General features: G+C 47.1%; 25 protein-coding genes. 7 read left to right on the forward strand and 18 right to left on the reverse strand.

Going from position 1 to position 23,242, the window contains the following annotated elements; all coding sequences use genetic code 11:
- Positions 1–159 precede the first annotated feature (159 nt).
- The 16 genes from ACTHUF_RS02715 to ACTHUF_RS02790 form a co-directional block, all read right to left on the reverse strand.
- Positions 160–2,175, reverse strand: coding sequence for a BCCT family transporter (locus ACTHUF_RS02715; RefSeq protein ID WP_440406968.1), 2,016 nt, complete (start codon positions 2,173–2,175; stop codon positions 160–162).
- 250 nt (positions 2,176–2,425) lie between these two features.
- On the reverse strand, positions 2,426–3,034 hold the full coding sequence (scpB, locus tag ACTHUF_RS02720) for an SMC-Scp complex subunit ScpB (RefSeq protein WP_315093918.1): 609 nt from the start codon (positions 3,032–3,034) through the stop codon (positions 2,426–2,428).
- 69 nt (positions 3,035–3,103) lie between these two features.
- Entirely contained in the window at positions 3,104–3,337 is a 234-nt protein-coding gene (locus tag ACTHUF_RS02725) for a glutaredoxin family protein (RefSeq protein WP_036472354.1), read from the reverse strand.
- Positions 3,338–3,486: 149 nt separating this feature from the next.
- Positions 3,487–3,687 (reverse strand): (2Fe-2S)-binding protein, encoded by a 201-nt coding sequence (locus ACTHUF_RS02730; protein ID WP_003681978.1) that lies wholly within the window; start codon positions 3,685–3,687, stop codon positions 3,487–3,489.
- 227 nt (positions 3,688–3,914) lie between these two features.
- Positions 3,915–4,793, reverse strand: coding sequence for a site-specific tyrosine recombinase XerD (gene xerD / locus ACTHUF_RS02735; protein WP_440406970.1), 879 nt, complete (start codon positions 4,791–4,793; stop codon positions 3,915–3,917).
- A 74-nt stretch (positions 4,794–4,867) separates the two neighbouring features.
- A complete protein-coding gene (locus tag ACTHUF_RS02740) occupies positions 4,868–5,311 on the reverse strand; it encodes a peroxiredoxin (RefSeq protein ID WP_003745910.1) in 444 nt (147 codons plus the stop codon).
- 36 nt (positions 5,312–5,347) lie between these two features.
- Positions 5,348–5,983 carry a deoxynucleoside kinase gene (locus ACTHUF_RS02745; RefSeq protein WP_315093914.1) on the reverse strand — a complete coding sequence of 212 codons (636 nt, stop codon included), beginning with the start codon at positions 5,981–5,983 and terminating at the stop codon, positions 5,348–5,350.
- A gap of 97 nt (positions 5,984–6,080) precedes the next feature.
- On the reverse strand, positions 6,081–6,569 hold the full coding sequence (gene folK, locus ACTHUF_RS02750; protein ID WP_315093913.1) for a 2-amino-4-hydroxy-6-hydroxymethyldihydropteridine diphosphokinase: 489 nt from the start codon (positions 6,567–6,569) through the stop codon (positions 6,081–6,083).
- A 15-nt stretch (positions 6,570–6,584) separates the two neighbouring features.
- The gene (locus tag ACTHUF_RS02755) at positions 6,585–6,959 is read right to left on the reverse strand and encodes a SirB2 family protein (RefSeq protein WP_036491806.1); all 375 of its coding nucleotides are present in this window, start codon (positions 6,957–6,959) and stop codon (positions 6,585–6,587) included.
- Between the two features lie 52 nt (positions 6,960–7,011).
- Positions 7,012–7,581 carry a class I SAM-dependent methyltransferase gene (locus ACTHUF_RS02760; RefSeq protein WP_315093912.1) on the reverse strand — a complete coding sequence of 190 codons (570 nt, stop codon included), beginning with the start codon at positions 7,579–7,581 and terminating at the stop codon, positions 7,012–7,014.
- A 78-nt stretch (positions 7,582–7,659) separates the two neighbouring features.
- A complete protein-coding gene (hfq, locus tag ACTHUF_RS02765) occupies positions 7,660–7,956 on the reverse strand; it encodes an RNA chaperone Hfq (protein ID WP_036493792.1) in 297 nt (98 codons plus the stop codon).
- A 301-nt stretch (positions 7,957–8,257) separates the two neighbouring features.
- The gene (gene der, locus ACTHUF_RS02770) at positions 8,258–9,715 is read right to left on the reverse strand and encodes a ribosome biogenesis GTPase Der (protein ID WP_315093911.1); all 1,458 of its coding nucleotides are present in this window, start codon (positions 9,713–9,715) and stop codon (positions 8,258–8,260) included.
- A 141-nt stretch (positions 9,716–9,856) separates the two neighbouring features.
- A complete protein-coding gene (locus ACTHUF_RS02775; RefSeq protein WP_219089580.1) occupies positions 9,857–10,486 on the reverse strand; it encodes a YfgM family protein in 630 nt (209 codons plus the stop codon).
- Positions 10,487–11,782 (reverse strand): histidine--tRNA ligase, encoded by a 1,296-nt coding sequence (gene hisS, locus ACTHUF_RS02780; protein ID WP_107858089.1) that lies wholly within the window; start codon positions 11,780–11,782, stop codon positions 10,487–10,489.
- Between the two features lie 136 nt (positions 11,783–11,918).
- On the reverse strand, positions 11,919–13,016 hold the full coding sequence (locus ACTHUF_RS02785) for a restriction endonuclease subunit S (RefSeq protein ID WP_440407115.1): 1,098 nt from the start codon (positions 13,014–13,016) through the stop codon (positions 11,919–11,921).
- Between the two features lie 17 nt (positions 13,017–13,033).
- Entirely contained in the window at positions 13,034–15,094 is a 2,061-nt protein-coding gene (locus ACTHUF_RS02790) for an HsdM family class I SAM-dependent methyltransferase (RefSeq protein ID WP_440406974.1), read from the reverse strand.
- Positions 15,095–15,436: 342 nt separating this feature from the next.
- Between ACTHUF_RS02790 and ACTHUF_RS02795 the strand changes: the two genes are divergently transcribed.
- Positions 15,437–16,360, forward strand: a complete 924-nt coding sequence (locus tag ACTHUF_RS02795; protein WP_440406976.1) for an RluA family pseudouridine synthase — start codon at positions 15,437–15,439, stop codon at positions 16,358–16,360.
- A 69-nt stretch (positions 16,361–16,429) separates the two neighbouring features.
- Here ACTHUF_RS02795 and adhP read toward each other — a convergent pair whose 3' ends face one another.
- On the reverse strand, positions 16,430–17,473 hold the full coding sequence (adhP, locus tag ACTHUF_RS02800; RefSeq protein WP_079453675.1) for an alcohol dehydrogenase AdhP: 1,044 nt from the start codon (positions 17,471–17,473) through the stop codon (positions 16,430–16,432).
- A 340-nt stretch (positions 17,474–17,813) separates the two neighbouring features.
- Here adhP and ACTHUF_RS02805 point away from each other — a divergent pair, with 340 nt between their 5' ends.
- From ACTHUF_RS02805 to ACTHUF_RS02830, 6 genes are all read left to right on the forward strand, one after another.
- Complete coding sequence (locus ACTHUF_RS02805) at positions 17,814–19,295, forward strand: aldehyde dehydrogenase family protein (protein WP_188213636.1); 1,482 nt, start codon at positions 17,814–17,816, stop codon at positions 19,293–19,295.
- A 148-nt stretch (positions 19,296–19,443) separates the two neighbouring features.
- Entirely contained in the window at positions 19,444–19,746 is a 303-nt protein-coding gene (locus tag ACTHUF_RS02810) for a hypothetical protein (RefSeq protein WP_315093901.1), read from the forward strand.
- Positions 19,747–19,849: 103 nt separating this feature from the next.
- Positions 19,850–20,311 carry a hypothetical protein gene (locus ACTHUF_RS02815; protein ID WP_315093898.1) on the forward strand — a complete coding sequence of 154 codons (462 nt, stop codon included), beginning with the start codon at positions 19,850–19,852 and terminating at the stop codon, positions 20,309–20,311.
- Between the two features lie 29 nt (positions 20,312–20,340).
- The gene (locus tag ACTHUF_RS02820; protein ID WP_440406979.1) at positions 20,341–20,769 is read left to right on the forward strand and encodes a hypothetical protein; all 429 of its coding nucleotides are present in this window, start codon (positions 20,341–20,343) and stop codon (positions 20,767–20,769) included.
- A gap of 18 nt (positions 20,770–20,787) precedes the next feature.
- A complete protein-coding gene (locus ACTHUF_RS02825; protein WP_315093895.1) occupies positions 20,788–21,219 on the forward strand; it encodes a hypothetical protein in 432 nt (143 codons plus the stop codon).
- A gap of 18 nt (positions 21,220–21,237) precedes the next feature.
- Positions 21,238–22,221 carry a hypothetical protein gene (locus ACTHUF_RS02830; RefSeq protein ID WP_315093894.1) on the forward strand — a complete coding sequence of 328 codons (984 nt, stop codon included), beginning with the start codon at positions 21,238–21,240 and terminating at the stop codon, positions 22,219–22,221.
- Between the two features lie 70 nt (positions 22,222–22,291).
- On the opposite strand, the gene ACTHUF_RS02835 is transcribed toward ACTHUF_RS02830, so the two are convergent.
- Complete coding sequence (locus ACTHUF_RS02835; protein WP_315093893.1) at positions 22,292–23,227, reverse strand: DMT family transporter; 936 nt, start codon at positions 23,225–23,227, stop codon at positions 22,292–22,294.
- Positions 23,228–23,242 lie beyond the last annotated feature (15 nt).

Consider the following 23,242-nt stretch of genomic DNA (forward strand, 5'->3'; position numbering starts at 1 on the left):
AGCTTTAGATAAGTTGATTATAACTAAGGTTTTTTATAGTTTAAATCAGATTTTTCTTATGATTTATCTAAGATATTTATTTTAAACAAATTATTTTTTAAGCGGGCAATAAAAAGGCCGTCTGAATATTGCTACATGTTCAGACGGCCTAAATTTATTTTACTCTGCCAGTTCTACTTGTTCATGCCCCATCAATTCCTGCCCTACTCCTGCAAGCAGGTTCAGATAACGCTCATACTGCTTGAGCATATCGGCAATCAATTCTTTTTGCGTCATATATTGCACATCGTATCCATCGCGCCCATCCGAAAAATACGTCAACGGTATGAACGTTGCTGCATATTTGAAATGAGGCAGGCTGTCTTCACGAATCAACTGGTCGGTAATTTCCCGCTTTACGGATTTAATCCCATAGACAAAATCCCTTACCGTCCCTTTATGCACCACCAGCTCCACCGACGGCTCATCCTGTTGCAACAGGCAACGGATTTCTACGTCCATATTGTATTTTTCGGTCAATTCGTTTTTCAATTCCTGCATTGCCGGAAGCGCCGTATTTTTCATAAATTTGATGATATCGACTTCCTGCGTCTGATTCATCATTTGGCCAAGGCGTTCCCTCCAATGATCGCCCGACCAGAAAATACTGCTCGGATTGACGGCGGTTGCAAAATAGTTGGCATCGTTGTTCAGGGCTTTCCACAAAGAAACCATCATAAAAATCATCAACACCGCAAACGGCAGAGACGCAATCAGGGTCATGGTTTGCAAGATAGGCAAACCGCCGGCACCCAGCAATACAATAGCCACAGCCGAAATCAACACGCCCCACATAACCGATTGCCACTTGGGCGAAGCCAGCCCTTTATCGCGCGAAGCAATATTGTTCAGCACATAAATGCCCGAGTCGGCAGAAGTGATAAAAAACAGCGAAATCACCAGCAATGCTACCAAGCTGCTGACAACCGGCCACGGCAAATAATTCAAAAAGGCAAACAACAATTTTTCAGGCTCGTTGGTCAAGGCAGACAAGGCACCGTTTGCCACATGCGTGTCCAGCCACAAGGCTGAATTGCCAAATACGGTAAACCACAAAATACTCATCAGGCTAGGCACTGCCAATACGCCAAAAATAAATTCGCGGATGGTTCTGCCTCGCGAAATTCGGGCAATGAACAAACCGACAAAAGGCGACCACGAACACCACCAAGCCCAATACAACACCGTCCAGCCGGTAAACCATTTTGTATGCTCAGGCTCGTAGGTATATGACTTAAAGCTGAACGAAACGAAGTTACTCAAATAAGTGCCCAAATTGTCGCTGAATGCGAAAATCAAATACGTCGTCGGCATACTCAACAAGACAAACAACAGCAATGACAGTGCCAATACCAAGTTGGTTTCACTCAAAATTTTGACGCCTTTGCCCACGCCCGAAGTTGCGGAAAATATGGCAATCGCCATCACAACAACGATAATGCCGACCTGCAAGACATAGCTGTTGTCCTGCACCCAGCCCATCTTCAACAAACCGGAACCCATTTGTGCCGCGCCAAATCCCAAGGTTGTGATAATACCGAACAAAGTCGCAATCAAAGCCATCACATCGATGGCATCACCCATTTTGCCGTTGATTTTGTCTTTTAAAATCGGATAAAAGCATGAGCGCAACGCCAGCGGCAATTTATAGCGGAAACCGAAATACGCCAAGGCAAGCGCAATGATTCCGTAGATTGCCCAGGCATGAATCCCCCAGTGGAACACCGTATGCAGAATCGCCTCTTGCGCATTGCCTTTGGCAATCGGGGAAGAAAAATGCGATAACGGCTCGGCCACACCGAAAAACATCAAGCCCACGCCCATACCGGCCGCAAACAGCATGGCCAGCCATGATAAAAACGAAAACTCAGGTTCGTCCTCGTTTGTACCCAACTTGATACTGCCGAGGCTGCTGATGGGAAGCGCCAATAAGAAAATAAGGAATACAGAGAAAGTCAGAATATAAAACCAGCTGACATTTTGAAAGATAAACTGCTTCATGGCATTTAACAAAGCCTCAGTATTTTGAGGCCAAACCAAAGCAGCTGACAAAAGCAAAAGGACGAAGAAAAGCGTAATACCGACCACGCTTGGGTTGAAAGAAGATTTGTTTTGAATGAATTGTTTGAATTTCATATCGGTTCCGTAGTTGATACAGCGCATATTTGAAGAACAAACGGGCTGCCGATTGATAAAGAAAGAAACGTTTCCGTATGCCTTCTCAAACTATTCCAGAATGAGAGATATTTATTCTAATAATTTCTAAATTATATCACAAAATCAATAAGTTACTAAGTTAAATGAAAATTATATTTAAAATCATGATGTTACACAACAATAAAGGCCGTCTGAAACACAATTATTTCAGACGGCCTTTACATTCAAATCAGTTAATCAGTCTGCTTCCTGATTCAACTGCTTCTTCAGATTCCTCATCGCCCGTCGGCGGCGTTTCCATCAAATCAGGCAACACCAGCTCGCCCAATTCAGTCAGCGGCGGCAATTCTTCCAAACTTTCCAAACGCAAATCGCTTAAGAATGTTGCCGTGGTTGCCCACAAAGCCGGACGGCCGACAGAATCACGGTGGCCGATGACTTCAATCCAGCCCCTATCCTGCAAGGTTTGCATGACATTTTGCGACACCGCCACGCCGCGTATGCCTTCGATATCGCCACGCGTGACCGGTTGTTGATAGGCAATAATCGCCAGCGTTTCCATCACGGCGCGGGAATAACGCGGCGCGCGCTGCTCTTGCAGGCTGCCCAGTCGTTCAAAGGCAGCTTGGGCGATTTGGAAACGCCAGCCCTCATGGGTATGCACCAGTTGCAAAGCCCTGCCCTGCCAGCGGGCCTTCAGTTGCGCCAACACGTCAATCAGCTTGTCTTGCGACAACGGTGGCACGCACAATTCGCGCATGGCTTTTTCGTTTAAGGGTTCGACTTGCGTCAACAGCGCCGCTTCAATCAGCGCATCGGGAGAAAGTTTTTCAGTCATAATAAAATCAATGTTCAGACGGCATAAATAGCCAAAGGCCGTCTGAAAGACAATATGGTCAACGGTTTGTTACGCGCTCAAATGCGCTTTCAGTTTTTCTTCGTCCAAAAACCAATGGCAGATTTCGGTATCGCCATCTAGCAAAACAGGTACCAGCTCATTGTACTTTTCTTCTAAAACCGGATCTTCATCAACATCGACAATATCCAGCTCAAATCCAAACTGCTCCTGATAAGGCTTTAATTGTTCACGCATTTTGTGGCACAGGCTGCAATATTCCCGAAACATCAAGGTCAGTTTCATGGCGGTTACTCTCGGAGGGACAAAAGCGGCCATTGTATAGCAAAATGCTTCCAAACCATACAGGCATGACAAAGGCCGTCTGAATAGGCGCGAAACGAAATCAAGGATTTCTGTCACGCCTTCAGACGGCCTTTGTGTGTATTCTGAAATTAAGACTGAACGTTGATACCGGCAGTCACGGTATTTTGGGCACTGCTTGCAGTCAAAAATGACGCTGCCAATTCGCCGCAGCAACCGCAACAAGTCGCCACACCTAATTGAGCCTGCAAATCGCTCATGGTGGTTGCACCGGCGGCGATGGTCTCTTTGATGTCGTGGTCAGTAATGGCGTTGCAGATGCAGACAAACATGATGTGCTCCAATAATTTTGTTACCCTCTGTAATTGAGAGTAGGATTTATTCTTGAACGTAAATATAAATAAAAACGGTTTGCATTGCAATATTGGCACTGTCCTTTTGTTTTGAAATTTTTCTATGTAAATTTGTATTTTGATTGTTATTTTATAAATAATAAACTTTATAACCGTTCAGACGGCCTCGATAACAAAAAGCGGCATCTTCGAGATGCCGCCTTTATTTATGAACGGGAATGGTGTTCATCAACCATGTTTTTCAAACGGATATTGGCAACATGGGTATAAATCTGCGTGGTATTGATGTCGGAATGTCCCAACATCATCTGGACCGAACGCAAATCGACGCCGTGATTGACCAAATGCGTGGCAAAAGCATGGCGCAAGCCGTGCGGACTGAGCGAAGCAATACCGGCCGCTTCGGCATATTCTTTGACTATCATCCATGCAAGCTGACGGCTGATACCGCTGCGTTTCTGGCTGACAAACACTTCGTCGCAGATTTTGTTTTTCAGCAACAATGGGCGCGATTCGTTGCAATAGCGTTCCACCCAATATGCCGCTTCCTGTCCCAACGGAACCAGACGCAATTTGTCGCCCTTGCCTATGGTACGGATACTGCCGCGATGTAAATCGATATCGCTGAGTGTCAATTTGACGGCTTCGGTCACGCGCAAACCTGTTGCATACATGACTTCGAGCAAGGCTTTGTTGCGCAGCCCGTGCGGCGTTTCCACATCCGGTGCAGCCAGCAGCGCGTCGATTTGGGCTTCGGTAATCAGCGTGGGCAGTTTGCGTTCAGATTTCGGCGCCTTGAGAAAACGGGTGGGATTGTCTGCTCTTTGGCCTGTTTCTTCCAACCAGCCGTACATACGCTTGCAAGCCGACAATGCCCGCGCTTGGGACGTATTTTTTTCCCCTTCCGCATACACGGCATCAGACAGAGCAAATTCATCGGCACTCAACCAATCCTGCCCACCCTCGGCCAACCGCGCGGCGACTTTGACCAAATCACGGCGGTAACTTTGCAGCGTATTGTGGCTGAGCCTGTCTTGCAGCCAAAGGGATTCAAGCAGCTTGTCTATTAAATCGTCCATATTCATCAAACTGATTGAAAGGCCGTCTGAACGACATGGCTTTACATTCGTTCAGACGGCCTTAGGTTTTCAAAGCCCTATTAAGAGGCTTGAGAGATTGTATCCAAAACTTCCTGCGCGTGTCCGGCTACTTTGACTTTGCGCCACTCATGGGCGATTTCGCCGTTTTTGTCCAGCACAAACGTGCTGCGCTCGATGCCGAGGGATTCTTTGCCGTAAAGCTTTTTCAGCTTGATCACGTCAAACAGTTTGCAGACGGTTTCTTCTTTATCGCTCAACAATTCAAACTGGAAGCCTTGTTTGGCGCAGAAATTCTGATGCGATTTCACGCCGTCGCGCGAAATGCCGACAACGGTATAGCCCAATGCTTTGAATTGTTCCAATCGGGCATTGAAATCCAAGCCTTCGGTGGTACAGCCAGGCGTGCTGTCTTTAGGATAAAAATAGACAACCAACGGCAAATGTTCGGCGGAGTTAAAATCGCTGCCGGAAGAAGATGGGAGTGTGAATTGATATTTCGACATATTATTCCTTTCAGACGGCCTAAACCTAGCCTGCGTTTATTTTTCGCTTAAATTCAAATAACTGCGCGTACCTTGAAAATCTTCCAATGCGCGCAACAAAAGCTGGAAGTGGTCGTCATTGCCGGCCAAATCCAACTCATCGGCATTGACGGTCAGCAAAGGCGCGCTTTGATACAAATGGAAGAAATGGCTGTATTCGTCATGCACCCGTCCCAAATAGCCTTCGGGAAACAAGCTGATGATACCCTCTTGACGTTTTTGCAGGCGTTTGCGGTTGTTTTCGACAGCGGTTTGCAGATAAATTACCACATCAGGTTCCGCGTATTGCGGCAGAATGCGTTGCTTTATATCGGCAAAAAGCTGCCACTCGTCATCATTCAAAACGATGGGCGTAAAAATGCGGTCTTTTTCCGGCAGAAAATCAGCCACAACCATTCCACCTTGCGCACAATGGTCTTCAATAATATTCACGCTTTCAGCGCGGCGCGTCAGGAAGAAAAGCTCGGCGGCCAGGCCATTATTGGAAACATTGCTGTAAAACTTCATGAGAAACGGATTGTGATCCGGATTCTCCGATAACAGCAACGCGCTGAAATGCTCTGCCAAGCGGCGGCTCAAAGCGGTCTTGCCGCTACCGATGGCGCCTTCGACAACAATATAACGAGGATTCATAGTAACTCTTTATAATGTGTTTCCCAACAATATTTTATAGCAAAAAAGGCGTGTCCAACACGCCCTTTCTTGTTTCAGCCTGTTTTTCAGACGGCCTTTATTCTTTCAACAGGCGAATCCCCTGCCCGCCCAAAGCCTGAGCCAAATCAGCCGCACGGCCATGCTCGCCCAACTCGAAATCCGGAAGGATTTCTACCAGCGGCAACATCACAAAACTGCGCTCATGCGCACGCGGATGCGGCAAGGTCAGATGCGGGTCATCGCTGCGGATACCGTCAAAATCGATGATGTCCAAATCCAAGGTGCGCGGCGCATTACGGAAGCTACGCTCTCGACCAAATTCCGCCTCGATGCGGTTTAACTCTGCCAACAGCGCCACGCCGTCCAATGAAGTTTTCACGGCACACACGGCGTTCACAAAATCGGGCTGATTGTCATAGCCGACCGGCGCAGTCAGATACAGGGAAGAAACCTTTTCGAGCCGGATATGCGGATGCGCGTCCAATTCGGCCAAAGCGGCGCGAACCTGTTCGGCAGGATTGGCAAGATTACTGCCCAAAGCGACAACGGCTAAATGCGGATACATTTCAGACGGCCTCTTTTAAAACGGCAGCGTTTTGGTTTTGGCAAGGAAAACAATCGTGGCAACACACGACATGGCCAAAATATAGACGATATAAAATTTCGGTGAACGCGGACGCGAACGCATCATGATCATGCCTAACACAATATAAACCAGCAACAGCAGGATTTTCATGCCGAGCCACGGCGCATTGAACGGCGAAAAATGGGTAATCTTCATCAGCCACAAGCCGGTAAACAGCAACATAGTGTCGTTCAAATGCGGCATGGCTTTCCAAATGCCTGCCAATGGTTTTTCAGGATGCCGCCAAAGCATGAAAAAGCGGATGTTAAACAGCAAAATGGTAATGGTTACAAAAATCTGGTGGCTGTATTTGACGAACAGGTATTGCATAACAGTTTCTTGTCGGTAGAAGGAATGAAAGCGGCTATTTTACCGCAAACATCTATTTCTGACGCAACTTTTCAACCGCCAGCAGATAGGGCGGCGCATTGCGGCGGTTGACAAAGCCATAGCGTAATACGGCAAAAGCTTCCTGCGGCAAAGTTTCCGCCCATTGCACAATCGCCTCAGCTTCTATTCGGCCGGCTTCATGCCCCGGATACAATACCGCCACGGCAAGGCCGCCCTCTTTCAGTAAACCCAAAGTATCCGTCAGCGCACGGATGCTGCTTGCTGCTTCAGTCGTACAACTTTTATCGCCGCCCGGCAGCCAACCGAAATTAAATACTGCGGCATCTAAAGGCTCGTCGATATAAGACAAAAGGTTTTCATGGCCATCATGTATCAGGGCTACCCGGCCATCTACACCGTTTTCTTTCAGACGGCCTTGAGTCTGTGCCAGTGCTTTAGATTGCACATCAAACGCCCACACTCTACCCGTTTCGCCAACCAATTGTGCCAACAGCAAAGTATCATGTCCGTTTCCGGCCGTCGCATCCAAAGCGCGGCCGCCTGCTTTTAAGGCTTGTCGTAACAGGGAGTGGGCAAAGGGAAGAATGTTTTCAAGCAGCATGATAAAGGTCGTCTGAAAATAAAAATACCCTACCGCAAAAGCGGTAAGGTATTGAAAAACAGGAATGCGTTACATCATTTATTCGGCAGGTTGTTGCACAGTCTCAACTTGAACCGGAGCAGCTGCGGCAGCGGCTTGAGGTTGTTTGTTTTCGTGTTGCAGGCTGACTGCGCGTGCAGGAACGATTGTTGAGATAGCGTGTTTGTAAACCATTTGAGTGACGGAAGTATTACGCAGCAGAACAACGTACTGGTCGAATGATTCCACTTGGCCTTGCAGCTTGATGCCGTTTACCAAGTAGATTGAAACCGGAACGTGCTCTTTACGCAACGCATTCAAAAAAGGATCTTGTAACATTTGTCCTTTAGCTGTCATATTCTTGAGCTCCATTATTATGATTGTAAAGACGCCAAAATCGGCGTTTGATGGGATTGTAGCCCCGAATAGAATAAATTACCAACTATTTTTTTCTATCACACCGTTTAGGAATCCAGCAATAAGGGAAATTCCCGACAAACCGACTGTTTCATTTTCATCTTTACACCCCTTCCCAATCCCGATTTTATGTATTTTGATTCCAGTAAATCCAATCGATAAATATCATGAAACATGAATAACTTACATTCCATCATAAAAGGCCGTCTGAAATCGTTCAGACGGCCTTTGGCCTTTATACTTATTTGCTGAATTGTTTTTTTACGCTGACTTTGGTTTTTTTCTTGAAGCGGTTTTTCTCTTCCTTGCGGCCTTCGCGTTTCTCGATACGGTTGCTCAGGCTGACACGGCGCAGCGTTTTTTTCTTCGGTTTGTCTTCCGCATTTTCATACGGGTTTTCCGAAACATTATATTGAATTCTGAGCGGCGTGCCTTGCAGATTAAAGGCTTTGCGGAACGTTTGGGTCAAATAGCGCGTGTAGCTGTCTGAAATGGCGTGCAGCGAATTGCCGTGTACCACAATTACCGGCGGGTTCATGCCACCTTGGTGGGCATAGCGCATTTTCGGACGCACCAAGCCAGCACGCGGCGGCTGTTGACGCTCGATCGCACTTTGCAATACGCGCGTGATTTTCGGCGTCGGCATCTTAATCATCGCAGCATTGTAGGCAGCCTGAATGCTTTCAAACAAACCGTCTATACCGCGCTCTTTCAACGCAGAAATAAAGTGGAACTTAGCAAAATCAAGGAAATACAGTTTGCGGTTGATATCGCGTTTCACTTGCTCGCGCCGCTCTTCGCTGATGCCATCCCATTTATTGACCGCCACCACCAAAGCACGGCCTGCTTCCAAAGCGAAACCTGCAATCGTCGCATCTTGGTCGGCGATATCTTGTTGCGCATCCAACACCAAAACAGCAACGTTTGCCGCCTCAACCGCCTGCATGGCTTTGATAACGGAGAACTTTTCCACTGCTTCATCCACTTTGCCACGACGGCGTACACCTGCGGTATCGATGATGGTAAACGGTTTACCGTCGCGTTCAAAATCGATATGGATACTGTCACGCGTCGTGCCTGCCATATCGAAGGCAATCACACGTTCTTCGCCGAGGATGGCGTTTACCAAGGTCGATTTACCGACATTTGGACGGCCGATTACAGCAAAAACAGGATGTTTCGCTTCTTCCTCTTCCTTTTCAGGCTCGGGGAAGGTTTCCAAAATATCTTCAATCAGATAATACACGCCATCGCCGTGCGCACCTGAAATAACATAAGGGTCTCCCAGGGCAAGTTCGTAGAACTCGGCAGCAAGCACGGCCCTATTGCCGCCCTCGCCTTTATTCACGGCCAAATAAACAGGACGCGGGCTTTGGCGCAAACGGTCGGCAATAATTTTATCTTGCGGGGTCAAGCCGGTACGGCCGTCCACTAAAAACACCACTGCATCGGCTTCATCAACAGCCTGCAAGGTCTGTTTTGCCATTTCGTGCAAAATGCCGCTGTCCACAACCGGCTCAAAACCGCCGGTATCGATGACCAAATAAGGTTTGCTGCCGACTTTGCCATGACCGTAATGGCGGTCACGCGTCAGGCCGGGCAAGTCATGCACGAGCGCGTCTTTGGTGCGCGTCAAACGGTTGAATAAAGTAGATTTGCCGACATTGGGGCGGCCGACAAGCGCGATGGTTGGTTTCATGATGGAGTCTTTCTGTGTCAAGTGCCGCCTAAAATCGGGAGCGGAACACAAGCAGGTGTTTTAAAAACACGGTTGATAAGGATAAGTGTAGGCCGTCTGAAAAGTCATGGCAACTTCAGACGGCCTTGATTTCAAACAAACTTATTTCAAGCTGTCGATTTTCATTTGCAGCAATTCGCGGCCTACTGCGGTTTGCGGCAATTTGCTCAAAGCAGCTTCGTAACTTTGTACGGCTTCTTTGGTTTTATTTTGGGCAACGTAAACATCGCCTTTGGTTTCCAGCATTAAAGGTTCGAAATCAGCCTCAACCTGAGTATTCAGGGCATTGATGGCGGCATCGTATTTTTTCTGCTGCAAGAGGACGACGCCCAAACGCTGCGCCGCCAAAGCTTGAACCAGCGGTGCGTTTTGGTTTTTCAGCACCCAATTCAAATGACCTTCCGCCACATCATAACGGCCGGCATCAAACTCGGTCGCCGCTACCATCAACGTAGCTTGGGCTGTCGAAATGGAATCAGGATAGTTTTTTTGCAATTCGGCCAAATCGGCGTTGATGGCTTTTTGGTCAGTTTTTTGCTGCGCCTTTTCCACCATTTGCGCCAATACGGCTGCTGCTTCCTGATCTTTTGAAGCTTTTTGGCCTTGGTAAATGGTGTAACCCAAATACCCCAAAGCCGCCACGATCAGCAAGGCAAAGATCCAACGGCCGGTGCGTTTCCAAAAATATTTAAAGTTGTCTAACTCTTGTTGTTCTTCCAAATGGGCTGCCATTTATGCGTTCTTCCATTGTTGTAAAGTGTCTGTCAAATCAGCGGCGGCAACGGTTTTCTGTTCATGTTTGCCCTGCATATCTTTCAGGGTAACCGTACCGTTTGCCAGCTCATCCTGAGCCACAATCAGGGCAAAGCGTGCGCCACTGTTGTCTGCTTTTTTCATTTGCGCCTTCAAGCTTTGATAGCCGGAATGCTGCATTACATTAAAACCTTGTGCGCGCAAGGCTTGCGCGTATTTCATCACCTGCAAATCCGCACCTTCGCCTTGGTGCATTGCATAGACATCAGGCGCAGCGTTCACTTCCAACGAGCCGTATTCGCTCACCAAAAGCAGCAGGCGCTCAATACCCATCGCAAAGCCGATAGACGGCGCAGGTTTGCCGCCAAGTTCTTCAATCAAACCATCGTAACGGCCGCCACCGCACACAGTCGCCTGCGCGCCGAGTTTGTCGGTCGTCCACTCAAAAACCGTCTGATTGTAATAATCCAAACCGCGTACCAAGCGCGGATTTTCAACATATTGGATACCCAAACCGTCCAACATCGCCTTGAAGCGTGCATAGTGGTTTTGCGAAGCCTCGCCCAAGTAATCCACCAAACGCGGCGCCGCATTGCAGATTTCCTGCAAATCAGGGTTTTTCGTATCCAAAACGCGCAAAGGATTGGTTTTCAGACGGCGTTTGCTGTCTTCGTCCAGTTGCGCTTCATAGCGGGTCAAATATTCAACCAATGCCGCACGGTGTGCCGCGCGTTCCTCACGGTTGCCCAGGCTGTTGATTTCCAAAGTCAGGTATTCGCGAATACCCAATTTTTCCCATAAGTCGGCAGACATCGCGATGATTTCCGCATCAATATCCGGCCCTTCAAAACCCAAAGCCTCGATACCGACCTGATGGAACTGACGATAACGGCCTTTTTGCGGACGCTCGCGACGGAACATCGGCCCCATATACCACAGCTTTTGCGGGCTGTTGTACAGAAGGTTGTGTTCGACCACCGCACGCAGACAAGAAGCCGTACCTTCAGGACGCAGGCTCAAACTCAAAGAATCGTTTGAGTCGGAGAAGGTGTACATTTCCTTGCCGACCACATCGGTTTCCTCGCCGATGGAGCGGACAAACAAACCGGTTTGCTCGACAATCGGCGTACGGATTTGCTGATAGCCGTAAGCGCGTGTCCAACGACTAACCGTATCTTCAAACGCCTGCCAAAACGCAGCCGTCAGTTTGAAATCTTTTTGTTCGACAGGTAAAAGGTCGTTCATGCCTTTTACAGATTGAATTTTTTGTGCCATTTCAATATGGGATAAGCGAAAATCAAATAGTTGGGCATTATAGCTGATTTTTAAGGGTTTGTGAGGTTGGGAACAAATCAAAAGGCCGTCTGAAAATCGGTTTTCGCATTCAGACGGCCTTCAATTTTAAATGGGTTTACCTTGCTATTACCGTTTGGGTGGCAGAGATTTTTTCATCGGCATAGCGTACCACATCTTTGATGACTTGTTTTTGTACGGCGGAAATCAGGGTTTGCATATAAGCGTAGTCAGGTTCGCCATCTTTTACGGGTAAATTAATCATCAGGTCATCGGCATCTTTGGCATAAAAATTCCGTCCGTAATGAAATTCCCCCGTATATGCCGCCTTATGGATGGCAGAAGTAATGAACAACACCGCCATTTTTTCCAATTCATCGGTATGCACGACTGCTACATGGTCGTCTGCGCCATATTCGTAATTACGGTATTTTGCCGAGCCAAACATATCTATCGTAACCGTATTGGCTTTGAAACGGTGAACTGGATTACCGATAAAGGCGGAAATGCCCGTATCCGCTTCGCCTGCGGTAACAAATGGTAGGCAGCCTGAAATTCTGTCATCGCTTTTCAGGCGTTTGCCACGTGTGGCTTTTCCAAATAAAGTGTGTAGATTGAACCTTCTCCATTGCTGTTGTCCAAAATCTGCAAACGCCCGTTCTTCGTCAGCCGTCAGCGTGTAGTCTTTCAGGCCTGCGGCTGAAAGGTAGGCTTCCAGCTCGGCGGTACGCCGAGCTTCCAGCTCGGCGGTACGCCGAGCTTCCAGCTCGGCTACGAATTTTTCCATAAAGTCAAGGTTTATTTGACCGTTTTGGACAGGTAATCGTATTTTAAAACCAAAACTTTGTGAACTTCTCAATTTAGAACCGTATGAATACTTTCCTAACAAGGATTTTGAAATAACCGAAGTCAAAAAAATCATTGCTCTCGGCGAATATTCAATTTCATCATTCCAATAAACACCCGTATCATCGCCTGCTCCAAAAGCATAACTCCGATAAAACGCATTTCCGAAAATATCTACTGTAATTGAATTGGCTGGGAAACTCGCAACAGGATTTGAAATGTAATTAACCACCCCTGTATTCGTTACACCTGCCATTACAAAAGGGATTTCCCCTAGAATTTGGTCGTCTTTTTTCAGCCTTCTCCCTTGTTCAATTCTGTTAAAAATCTGACTTAACGTAAAATTATCCCACTCAACCGATTCCAACATCTCAGTCAAGCGGGCATCTACTTTCCCAGCGTGTCGTTCTGTCCGCTTCCACGTTTTAACAAGTTGGAAACTTCCCAAGCCAAATAATCGCTGACTGTTTTTTTGAAATCGTCCAGCGTCGGACGGGTGTCTATCGGGGCGGTTTGGTTCCAGTCTGCGCCGTTTTTCGGGTCGATGGTGCCTTCATAGTATTCTTTTTCACTAAATATGTTGAGTTTCTTTTTGCCGAAACGCACCAGTTGCACCAGTTCTTCATAGCGTCCGCGCGCATTACCCGTGTCTTTCAAATTGTTGCTGGCTTTTTTGCGGTTGGTGCGGGTGTAGCCGTCGTCTGAAAAGTCGATGAATTTGACGGTTTCGTCTTTTTCATGCGCCTCGCCGACTTTGAAGACGTAAATATTGGTCTGTACGCTGGATTTACCAATAAATAAATCAAGAGGCATTTTTATGCTAGCAAGCAGAGTATTGTTTTGCAGAATCCGCTTGTTGATTTCACGGGCTTTTCCTGAGCCTGCGGAATTTTGGATGATGATGGCGGCGTAGCCTTTTTTCATCATGCTGAGGGCACGTTCGACAAAGTTCATGCCGTTGCCGCTGGCGGAATACGGGGGATTGAGGATAAAGGCATCGGCGGGGAATTTGTGGTCGGTTTTACCGAAACCGTATTTGCCGTCAAAATCGGTCAACGAGTCTTTGTTTAAGATGTTGGAACTGCCGTCGCCCATCAGAATCATATTCAAAATAGCAAGCATATAGACGCTGGAAAGTAATTCTAAACCCAAAAGCTGTTCAGCTTTGATTTGGGCTTCTTTTTTGCGGAGTTCTTCGGGCGAGCTGATACTGTTTTTGGCATCTATCAGCATTTCATTCATGGCGGCGACCAAAAGCCCGGCTGAGCCTGTGGCGAAGTCCCAAACATAGGAATCTTTATTAACACGGGCAAGTTTGGCAAGTAATGTGGCGACATAAGACGGGGTCAGCACCACATCGTTGAGCTTATCTTGAGTAAAGCCCAGCCATGAGTACATTTCGTTAAAGAGCTTGCCAGTAAAATCGGTAGTCAGCCCGATTTTGTAGTAGATACCCAAGTCATCGACAATTTTGGTAAAGACACGTTTTAATTGGGTTTCGCCACTATGAACTTTGTTGATGTTTTCGGTTAGAAGGGTATTGGACAATGTGCGTAAAATCATCTCTTTCTTTTCTTTGGGTAGGGCTTTTTCTTCCAAGAAAGACTCGATTTTGCGCACAAGGATGTCGCCGTCTCGCCAGCCGCGTTCGTTTGATGATTTGAGGTCGGATTTTTCCAGCGGCGCAACTTTTCCGGGTATACCGATGGTGGCGATGATGGCGGCGGCAACGAGATAGACACGGTCGTTTTCGCCTAGGCCTTTTTCGTTTTGGTAGATGTCGTTGTTGAGTTTGGTCAGGCTGGCATCGATTTCTTTTTCACGCTTTTCTTTGAGCCTGTCCAATTCTTCGGGCGTTAGCGAGAGTTCTTCGACTTGGCTGATGAAATCTTCAAAGTGTTCTGCTGCTAGAAATGAAAAGTCATTAAAATCGCCGACACGTTGCCCTACGCCTAAATTGCTTTTAGACACATAATACACGCCGATTTCATAACGAATTTCTCCCTGCTCGTCTTTGTAGCCCGTCATGCCGACGGCGATGATGTCAGTGTAACTGGTATGGTGTAGTACGGCGTTGGCGTAATGTACCGCGCCGTTTACGGCATAGCCGTTGATGTTTTTGAAAATTGGCTCGTTTTTAGCGTTGCGGTTTTCGACATTACCATCAGCATCGAGTTTTTCCAGCTTGTCTTTATGACCTTTATATTCGATAAGCACGGGGTAGTAACGCCCGTTTTTACTACTTTGTAACAATAGCTTCACATCGGGACGGTTTCCGCCAATGCCACCATTTTTGGAATAATAGTCGTCTAAGGCTTTGTCGATTTCAGTATTTAGACTTGCTTGTTCAAGTCTGTAATCGAGCTTGTAGGATTTCAGCCAGCCGTTGGCAAGGTCAGCGATATTGGGTTCAATGGATTTGTTGGATTTTTTGCTTGCTTGGGTCATTGGTTTTATCCGACATATGAAATGTGTAAACAACCGCTATGATAATATACTCGCCCCTTTCATGCTTGATTTATTCCTCCTGAAGTCGTTTGAAAACCATCCTCAAAATTTCAAACAACCTTTGACTTGAATAGTTAATCTGTTTGCAATATCAAATCCGGAAAAGATCTCGTTCCTATTCTTCCTGAGAAAAGACAGTTTTCCTACTCTACAACAGGTTGTCCGTTATAAAAGATAGATTTCCACCTACAACGAAAATGATGATAAAAAGTGCAATATCGCGTCAATAGCAATCATAAAGGCCGTCTGAAAAAATCCTAAAAACCGAGTACAATCCGCCGCATGAAAAAACGTACCAATCCCCTCCCCCTTTTAGACGGTGTCAAACCCAGCTACTTGGTTTTGCCGCATGAAAAGCAGTTTTACGGCTTGTCGCTGCTGCATTTTTTATGCGCTCATTTTCCCTTTGTCGGCAAAGAAAACTGGCAGCGGCGGCTAAACAGCGGTTTTGTGGTGGGCGCGGATGGCGTGCCGTTTGATGAAAATACTTTGTTCGAACCCGGCAAGACGATGTTTTATTACCGTGAAACCAGCCGTGAGAGCGAGCCGCGTATTCCGTTTGAAGAAAAGATTTTGCATATTGATGAGCATTTGCTTGTAGTGGACAAACCGCATTTTCTGCCCGTCATCCCCAGCGGCAGGTTTTTGCGAGAAACCCTGCTCACGCGCCTGCGTTTGCGGCCTGAATTGCAGCATTTGAACGTTGAAGACATTACGCCGATTCATCGCTTGGACAAAGATACGGCAGGCGTTATGCTGCTTTCGCTCAATCCTGCCACGCGTCGCGATTATCAGACCATGTTCCAAGAAAAAACCGTCCGAAAAACCTATGAAGCGGTGGCGCCGACGCGGACGGATTTGGACTATCCGCTGCATATTTCGTCACGAATGGAACGCGGCGAAAAATTCTTTCTCACGCGGGAAACGGAAGGCGAACCCAACGCCCACACGACCATCGAACTTATCGAAAACCGCGGCGCATTCAGCCTCTACCGCCTCACTCCGCATACCGGGAAGAAACACCAGCTGCGCGTGCATATGATGAGTTTGAACATGCCGCTGATGAACGATGCGCTTTACCCTACCCCATTGGCGGCCGGAGAGGAAGACTACGACAAACCTTTAAAACTTCTGGCCAAAAGAATAGAGTTCACCGATCCTGTCAGCGGAAAAATACGCGTATTTGAAAGCGGTTTTGCACTTTAAGTTATCCAATCCAATAAAAAAGGCCGTCTGAAAAGTCTCAGACGGCCTTTTTGTCACAAAATCATTTGATTAGTGATGAATGCAGCTGCACTCTTTGTTCATATCAATCACCATACGGCCGGTAATTTTACCTTCGCGCATTTCTTGGAAGATGGCAGGCGCTTCATCCAAAGCACGCAATTCGACTTTAGGCACAACCAAGCCTTCTGCGCCGAATTGGAATGCTTCTTCCAAATCTTTGCGGGTACCGACCAAAGAGCCGACCACTTCGATGCCGTCCAATACCAAACGTGGGATAGACAAATCCATAGACTCAGGCGGCAAGCCAACTGCAACAACACGGCCGCCTGCGCGAACGCAGTTAACGCCTGAATTGAAGGCAGCAGCGGATACGGCTGTGACAACGGCTGCGTGTGCGCCGCCGGTTTTCTCTTGGATGACTTGAGCCGCATCTTCTTTGGCGGCATTGATTACCAAATCCGCACCGGTTTCTTTGGCAAAAGCCAGTTTTTCATCGTTGACATCAACGGCAACAACGTGCGCGCCAAATACTTTTTTTGCGTATTGAACTGCCAAGTTGCCCAAACCGCCTGCGCCGTAAATCGCAATCCATTGGCCCGGACGAACGCCGGAAACTTTAATCGCTTTATAAGTAGTTACGCCGGCACAAGTGATGCTCGAAGCTTGCGCAGGGTCCAAGCCTTCAGGGACTTTGACTGCGTAATCTGCGCTCACGATACAATGGGTCGCCATACCGCCGTCGGCAGTATAGCCTGCGTTCAATACAGAGCGGCACAAGGTTTCGCGGCCGGTATTACAGTATTCGCAAGAACCGCAGCTTTGGAACAGCCATGCAATGCTGACACGGTCGCCAACTTTCAGATTTTTCACACCGTCGGCAACTTCTTTAACCAAACCAATGCCTTCGTGTCCCAACACGCGACCCGGTTTGTCGCCGTAATCGCCTGCCGCAACGTGCAAGTCGGTGTGGCACACGCCGCAATACTCGACTTCCACCAACGCCTCGCCGTATTCCAGCGGACGCAGTTCGCGTTCAACAACTTCTACATCACCTGCTACATCTTTGTTTACTACCACAGCATGCATTTTCATGGAGCGTCTCCTAGAGTGTCGAAAAAACTGTTTAGCCATAAATGAGAATACTCCCCATGTTCGAAGCCGTCAACCCATAATCTTTTTCAAAACAACAAGTTATGATGTTATACCATAACAAATCTTATTCAGGCCGTCTGAATCTTTAAATATATTAACAAATGCACTTTCATTTCAATCAAATCCTTTATTTTTCAGACGGCCTGCTACATGAAACAACATTGCAAACGTAAATTTTGAGAACATTCTCATTTTTAGTACTTGAACCTAAAAAGAAAAAAGCATAAGCTGTTTTTATGGCGCAGAAACACGCCTTCCCATTCATTAAGGAGACAGCATTATGGCAAAAGATTTAAATGTGTTTGATAAAGAATATGGCCTTTTAATCAACGGCGAATGGACGAAAGGTAGCGAAGGCAAACTTTTATCCTCTTACAACCCTGCCAATGGCGATGAATTGGCCAAGTTCACAGACGCAACCGACGCCGATGTCGATGCTGCCGTGGCCGCTGCGCAAGAAGCGTTCAAAACATGGCGTAAAACCACGACTGCCGAACGCGCGGCCATTTTGAACAAAATCGCCGATGTGATTGACGAAAACGCCGAATTGTTCGCCCTGCAAGAAACCTTGGACAACGGCAAACCCATCCGCGAAACCCGCGCCGCCGACGTACCTTTGGCTTCCGACCATTTCCGCTATTTCGCCAGCGTCATCCGCGGCGAAGAAGGCACGGCAACCCAGCTTGATGCCGAAGACCTGTCCATCGTTTTGCGCGAACCGATCGGCGTTGTCGGCCAAATCATTCCTTGGAACTTCCCATTCTTGATGGCCGCATGGAAAATCGCTCCGGCATTGGCCGCAGGTTGTACCATCGTCATCCACCCTTCTTCCAGCACTTCATTGAGCCTGTTGTCCTTCGCTCAAAAAATCAACCACTTGCTGCCTAAAGGCGTGTTGAACGTGATTACCGGCCGCGGTTCCAAATCCGGCGAATACATGCTGCACCACAAAGGCTTCAACAAACTGGCCTTTACTGGCTCAACCGAAGTCGGCCGCCGCGTCGGCATCGCCGCCGCCGAATTGCTGATTCCGTCCACTTTGGAATTGGGCGGCAAATCTGCCAATATCTTCTTCGACGATATGCCTTTCGACAAAGCGCTCGAAGGCGCGCAAAAAGGTATCTTGTTCAACCAAGGCCAAGTTTGCTGCGCCGGTTCTCGTATCTTCGTTCAGGAAGGTATTTACGATAAATTCGTCAATGCTTTGGCTGAAGAATTCAAAAAAATCAAAGTCGGCCTGCCTTGGGAAGACGACACCCAAATGGGTTCGCAAGTCAATGCCGGTCAACTCGAGACCATTTTGAAATACGTCAAAATCGGCGAACAGGAAGGCTGCCGCATCATTACCGGCGGTAAAAAAATCGAAGGCGAATTGGGCAAAGGCGAATTTGTCGAGCCTACTTTGATTGAAGCCAACAGCAACGAAGCCCGCGTTGCCCAAGAAGAAATCTTCGGCCCGGTTGCCACCGTGATTAAATTCAAAACCGAAGAAGAAGTCATCAAAATGGCCAACGACAGCGAATACGGCTTGGGCGGCGCAGTGTGGAGTACCGACATCAACCGCTGCCTGCGCGTTTCCAACGCATTGGAAACCGGCCGTGTTTGGGTGAACTGCTACAACCGCCTGCCTGCCGGCGCGCCGTTTGGCGGCTACAAAACTTCAGGTATCGGCCGCGAAACCCACAAAATGATGCTCGCCGCCTACACCCAAGTGAAAAACATCTACATCAGCACCCGTGAAGAACGCGAAGGCTTCTATTGATTCGGCAATTCACATTAATCTGATTTAGGACATAAAAGGCCGTCTGAAACCTGTTTCAGACGGCCTTATCAATTACACAATAACTTTTTTAGGAGATAAATTATGTCGAAACACAAAATCCGTTACATTCTGCCGTTGTTGGCAATTAATGACATCCGCCGCCTGTGTCGGTGCGGCAGGGTCGTCTGAAAAAGCTGCAAATGCCGTTAAACCGAAACAGGAAAAGAATCTTTGTCCCGAACCTGTTGACCAAATGGATGAAGATTGTTTGAGGCTTACATTAAGGGAGTTTGAAGGCAAATTGAACACAAAATATAAAGATTTATTTAGGCGGGCTACCACCAAAGACAAAAAACTGCACGGTTTATCCAAACAGTATTTCACAAGCATCCACTCAAAATGGGAGGCTTATCGGGACGAACTCTGTGATGATCCGACCGGTAACGACTGATTTAAAATCACCGGCGGACAGAGTTTTTTATATGTGTTACATTGAGCAAATACAACATCATTTAAAGTCATTGGAACGTTTTTGATTTTTTTAGGAGACTGATATGCCGAAACACAAAATCCGTTGCATTCTGCCGTTTCTGGTAATAATGACATCCGCCGCCTGTGTCGGTGCGGCAGGGCCGTCTGAAAAGGCTGTTCCAAAGGTAACAAGGCAAAAACAGGACAATAAGGACATATGCCCTCAGAGCATGATGAAAGACATAGACGGACAAGGCTATGAATGTGTGGATATTTTCAGTATGAGGTTGGAAAAGCAATTGAATAAGAAATACGAAAATCTGCTGCACCGCATCGATTCAAAAGACCCAAAATTGAATGGAGTATCCAAAGAATATTTCTTGACTATCCGTAAGAATTGGGAAAGTTATACGGAAATGCTGTGTTCAGACCCATCCGTTACGACGAAAGTTCGTCCTCTTGCAGGACGCTACATCCGTATTTGCAGATTCGAGCAGAATTTAAACCATTTGAAAGCGTTGGAACGCTTTGAAAATTCTTTATAAAGCTGATAGATAGTTAGGAGGCTGATATATTGAAATCCAACAACCGTTACATTCTGCCGCTGCTGGCCGTGATGGTATCCGCTGCCTGTGTCGGTGCGGCAGGGTCGTCTGATAAAGCTGCAAATGCCGTTAAACCAAAACAGGAAAAGAATCTTTGCCCCGAACCTGTTGACCAAATGGATGAAGATTGTTTGAGGCTTACATCAAGGGAGTTCGAAGGAAAATTGAACACAAAATATAAAGATTTATTCAGGCGGGCTGCCACCAAAGACAAAAAACTGCACGGTTTATCCAAACAGTATTTTGCAAGCGTCCGCTCAAAATGGGAGGCTTATCGGAACGAACTCTGTGATGATCCGACGGTAACGACTGATTTAAAATTACCGGCGGACAGAGTTTTTTATATATGTTATATTGAACAAATACAACATCATTTGAAGTCATTGGAACGTTTTTGATTTTTTTAGGAGACTGATATGTCGAAACACAAAATCCGTTACATTCTGCCACTGCTGGCCGTGATGGCATCCGCTGCCTGTGTCGGTGCGGCAGGGTCGTCTGATAAAGCTGCAAATGCCGTTAAACCGAAACAAGAAAAGAATCTTTGTCCCGAACCTGTTGACCAAATGGATGAAGATTGTTTAGAAATTACTCTGCTGAAACTTGAAAACAAACTGGACATGAAGTACAAAGATTTATTTCGACGTGCCGCTACCAAAGATTCAAAGCTACATGGGCTGTCCAAACAATATTTTATAAACGTCCGTTCAAAATGGAAGGCTTATAAGGAGGAGCTTTGTTCCGACCCGACAATCACAACCGACTTGAAAACTCCTTCAGACAAAATCCTCTATCTGTGTGACGTTCAACAAACACAACACCATTTAAAAGCATTGGAACGTTTTTAATTTTTTAGGAGACTGATTATGAGTCGTTTTACAGGCGGAGACCATCTGAAACCGGAAGACGGTTTGAAATACTATATTCATCAAACCATGATGGTAAACGAATTGTCGGGCGGGCACGGCGCGTACAAAATATCGAATGCGGAGAAGGCTGCCAGCGGTCCGAGTTTCGGCCCCATCCAATACGACATAGGCGGCAATGACAAAGGACAGCAATTATTGGAACGGATTGCGCGAGAGGCAATAGACTCAAAAGGCAACCGTTTTATTTCCGATAATGAAATAAAGCAGATGCAAATTCATCTATACAAGCCGTTCAATAAAATGTCTGCCGAAGACAAACAGGTGTATCAAAATTTGAAACCGAAATTGAATCAGGCTTTGGCTTCCGAAACCGGTATCTCATTAATCAATCGGGATTATGTTAAAGTTCTGAACAAAAAAACCGATAAAGTAAATGAAATTATCTCAAACATTCAAAATCCTGAAAACAAGAAATTCCTGCAATCCAGTATGCAGGCACAAGTTTTTATCGCCGATATACGCAACCAATATGGCAAAAAAGTAAACGAAGCTTTGGTGGAATTCCTCAGCCAGAGTAAAGAAGATAACGGAGTAAGGCTGCCGGGAGGACGACAGGTCAAAGTCGAAGGCAAACTGGATATGGAAGATTTAAAAAACTTCCGTATGAATACGGCTTACGGTGTCAAAAATCCCGCCGATGCCCGTCGCAGAGACAAACACATCGAGGACGTTACCGCTCCGACCCGCGAAAAACCGCGAACCCAAACAGATAAATTCCATGCCTTGGTTCAAGGCTTGCTCAACGATAAGGACGGCTCTTTCGCCAAACAAGTTTTGGCGGAAAACCGTGAAGTTGTTGATGCTTTCAATGCCAAAGTGCAGGAAAGAATGGAACAGGAACAGCAACAAACGGCAGCGAGGGAAATTTCTGTGCAGCAGAATCCTGCGGAAAGGGAATTGGGAGGACGGTCTTTCGGCTGATCGTTTCACATGAGGCCGTCTGAAACCTGTTTCAGACGGCCTTGCTTTATTCTGTTTCGCAATAAATGCTTCATATCTTTCTCAAAAAAAGCCCCATCACTTTCTCTCCGGCCACAGCCAGCAATGCCCCGGCCACAACCACCATGGCACCCACATAGCTGACGATATTCATATCCGAAGCGGCAAAATAATCAGGGGCAAGGTAATGACCGATGGTGGAAAATATCATGGTAAATACGGGTATCAGCGTGGTAACAATACTGACTTTTGAAGCGTCCCAATGGTTGAGCGCTTCGCCGAATGAACCATAACCGATCAGCGTGTTCAAGCAACAATAAATAAAGCATCCCCATAAAAACGGATTGCCGATATGGGCGATTTGCGGCGGTTCGGCAAACGGCAGGAAAACAAAGCTGCTGCAAAAATAAATCATGAGCAGGATTTGTTGCGAATTGAAATGTTTGGACAGAAGTTTTTGCGCCACGCCGTAGCACACCCAAATCATGCTACCCGAAGCCGCCATGATTACCCCGACCGCGTAGCTGCCCAAGCTGAAAAGTTCGCCGAATTTGTCGTTGAAAAACATGACCAAACCCGTCAGCAAAAGCATCAAGCCGATTTTTTGCCAGTGCGTAAAGGCTTCTTTAAACACGCCAACGCCGACCAAAATCATGGTAAAGGGCGAGAGCTGCCATAACACCTGCGTGGTTGTCGGCGAAATATAGTGCAAACCCATGGCAACAAGCACAAAGTTGGCGGAAATGCCGATAATGCCCAACACCAATAAAAATAAGGTTTGCTTGGAAAATTCAGACGGCCTCGGCAGCTTGCCGGTCAGCCCCAACAACGCAAACAACACCAGCGAAGCCACTAAAAAGCGTATCCATACCAGCGTGGGCGCATCGACGGCTTTTAAGGCCTGTTGGGCGATGACCGGCAGCGAGCCCCAAGTCATGGTGGCAAGCAGCGCCAATGAAAATCCGAGCCAAGTTTTTTGTTTCTTCATCTTCAGGCGGCCTTT

Origin of the sequence: Neisseria sp. P0024.S006 (genome assembly GCF_051956595.1) — a bacterium.
GTDB lineage: Bacteria > Pseudomonadota > Gammaproteobacteria > Burkholderiales > Neisseriaceae > Neisseria.